Source organism: Micrococcus sp. HMSC31B01 (genome assembly GCF_001816085.1).
GTDB lineage: Bacteria > Actinomycetota > Actinomycetes > Actinomycetales > Micrococcaceae > Micrococcus > Micrococcus luteus.
In genome coordinates, this window is record NZ_KV824984.1 from 1 (window position 1) to 2,834 (window position 2,834).

At 66.7% G+C, this 2,834-nt stretch carries 2 protein-coding genes and 1 other RNA gene; all 3 read right to left on the reverse strand.

What is annotated here, in order from left to right:
- Window positions 1-331 precede the first annotated feature (331 nt).
- The 3 genes from HMPREF3105_RS02675 to smpB all read right to left on the reverse strand — a co-directional run bounded on the left by HMPREF3105_RS02675 (window position 332) and on the right by smpB (window position 2,773).
- Window positions 332-1,579, reverse strand: a complete 1,248-nt coding sequence (locus tag HMPREF3105_RS02675) for a tyrosine-type recombinase/integrase (protein WP_070708720.1) — start codon at window positions 1,577-1,579, stop codon at window positions 332-334.
- Between the two features lie 171 nt (window positions 1,580-1,750).
- Window positions 1,751-2,122, reverse strand: a transfer-messenger RNA (tmRNA) gene (ssrA, locus tag HMPREF3105_RS02680).
- A 135-nt stretch (window positions 2,123-2,257) separates the two neighbouring features.
- Window positions 2,258-2,773: an SsrA-binding protein SmpB gene (smpB, locus tag HMPREF3105_RS02685; protein WP_044659238.1), complete on the reverse strand. Its 516-nt coding sequence runs from the start codon at window positions 2,771-2,773 to the stop codon at window positions 2,258-2,260.
- Between the last annotated feature and the right edge of the window lie 61 nt (window positions 2,774-2,834).

Below are 2,834 nucleotides of genomic sequence, written 5' to 3' on the forward strand. Positions count from 1 at the left end.
CGGTCCCGTGGTTTCCGGCATGACGGGCAGAACAAGGCCATCATGTGTCAGCGTCAGGACTGTGTCCAGAGCGGATTGGCGCAGACTCTCCCCGGTTCACCGTCCGATCTTTGACCGTGACGGGCAGAGTCCTCCCGACACATCCCACGAGTCTCGGAAGACAAGCGGGGGCTGAACCGGGTTCGCGGAGATTGCCGGTCTCCGCGGGCCGTCGTCAGGGCACACCAAGAAGATGCACCACCCTGGAGGGCCGTCCGACAACGTGAGCCGGAGAACACTTGAAGACACTTCTCTGGCCTGTTTTTAGACTAGGGCCCACTGTCGGGGGCTGTCAAGCCTGGTCGTGACCTTCGTGCGCGCCGTCGCCCATCCCCGCAGTCAGTGTCGCCAGGCGATCCAACGTCGCATGCTGATACACCTTCACCGCCTCAATGTCCGTATGGCCGGCAAAGGCCATGAGGTCGGCCAGGGTCGCGCCCTGGTGCCCCAGGTGTGTCAGGGCACTATGGCGCAGGCCGTGCCATGTGAACGACTCCAACAACGCCACGCGCTCCCCCGGCTCACGGTCCGCATTGGCGGTAGCCGTGGCGAGGTTCACCGCAGCGACGGCCCTGTTGAAATGCTGACGCACCGTGTTTGGGTGGTGTGGCTCTGGACTGCCGGGGTGGCGCGGGAACAGCAGTGCGTCCGTCTCGGCGGAGTCCATGCCCTCTAGGTGAGTCTCCAGGGAGGACACGACGACGGGCGGGACCGGGATAGTCCGGCGTGCTGCACGGGTCTTCGGCGTCTCGATTCGTACGCCGCTCCCCCGGGCCTGGACCTGCTCGGTAACGGTGACTGTCCAACGTGAACCGTTGTAGTGGACGTGGCGGCGGCGCAGGGCGAGGACTTCACCAATGCGCAGCCCAGCCCAGCCGGACAGCAGCACGGCCAGACGCTCCCCCTCGGGCATGTGCTCAGCAATGGCCGCGATCTGCTCGGGCGTGGCGATCTGCTCGTTGCGATTGGTGACACGCGCGGGGGTGCGCAGGTCCAACCCAATGGCGGGGTTGTCTTCACACCACGGCTGGAACGTTCGCGCGTCCAGACCTTTGCTCTCCCCCGCCGCGTATGCCCACATAGCGGCGACGTTGCGCACGGCGTCGTGGGGGGCGGTGTCGGCCCATACGCGCGTCTCAGGGCCGGTGACGGACTGCACGGGGCGCGTGCCGAACTCGGGCAGGTAGTGGGCGTGTAGACGCCGTTCGTAGGTGTAGATGGTGCCCTGTTTGCGCCCGCGTCGTTTCAGCCATGCAAGCCATGCGGCGGCGAGTTCGGCCACGGTGCGCCCTGCCTGTTCTTGTTCGAGCTGGGCGCGAGCGTTTGCAGCTCGGGCGGCGGCTTTGCGCTCGGCGGGTGGGATGAACACACCTCGGGCGAGGTCGGCGCGGGCGATTTCCAGTGCGGCGCGGGCGTCGCTGATGGTCTGGAAGTAGCCGAGTGAGTGGTGCGCCCCGTCAACCATGATCCGGGCGCGATAGTTGCGCGGCCCGACCTGGGTGATCCCGCGTGGGGTCTTCTTCTTCGGGGGGTTGACCATGCTCACCTCGGCGTCGGGATTCCTGACCGTATGGACAACTTGCGGTCAAGACCCATGCTACCGTGTGACCATCAGCGACCACCCCTGACCGGGCGGACAGCGAACCACAACCGCATGAAGACGCGAAAAAGCCCCGGAATCGGGGTGATTCCGGGGCCTTCCCGTGGTGGTGAGTGGAGCCGGCGGGAATTGAACCCGCGTCCGATGAGGTGTTGCCAGGTCTTCTCCGGGCGCAGTCTGCTGTGGGTGTTGCTCGGTCCTGGCCGTCCCGCAGACGGGCGGCCAACCCGGACCCAGCCGGATTGATGTCGGCGTCACGACCCCCGGCGAGGGTGACGCCCAGTGGCTATCTAGCTGACGCCACGATCCGAGGCGACAGCGACCTCGGGGTGACGGACTCGATCACTGATCAGGCAGCGAGAGCGAAGTCAGTGCGCTTGGATTCGGCACTTATTGGTTTGCAGAGAGCGTTTGACGAGATGACTCTGCATCCTCGGCCCGCTTCTCCCGACGCGACACACACCGTCGAAACCGATCGGCCCCATGGGGGCGACTCCTCTATGAGGTTGTCAATCACCACTGCAGGCGGAGGGCGCGAGGCCCGCCGGTCCTGAAACCGGCCCTGCGAGAGATACAACGTAGCACGCCCCCGAGGCATTCCCAAGGGGTCCACCGCGCTCAGGCCACGCCGGCGCGCCGGTTGCGCATCCGCATGGCCCGCTGGGCCTCGCGGTTGTCCTGCTGCTCGCGCAGCTTGTGCCGCTTGTCGTATTCGCGGTTGCCGCGCGCGACGCCGATCTCCACCTTCACGCGCCCGTTCAGGAAGTACAGGGACAGCGGCACGATGGTCAGGCCCGGATCCTGGATCTGGCGGGAGATCTTCGTCAGCTCGGCGCGGTGCAGCAGCAGCTTGCGGCGGCGGCGGGCGGCGTGGTTGGTCCACGAGCCGTTGAGGTACTCCGGGATGTAGACCTGCTCGAGCCACAGCTCGTCCCGGTAGAAGACCGCGAAGCCGTCCACGAGCGAGGCCTTGCCCTCGCGCAGCGACTTCACCTCGGTGCCGGTGAGCACCATGCCGGCCTCGTACGTGTCGAGGATGGTGTAGTCGTGGCGCGCCTTCTTGTTGTTGGCGATCACCTGGCGCTCGCCGGGGGCCGGCTGCTTGGCGGCCTTGCCCTTGCTGTTCTTGCCCATGGTCTCACGTCCTTCCAGCGTCCACGGCGACGGCCGCGCCCCGATCAGGGCGCGGCCGTCC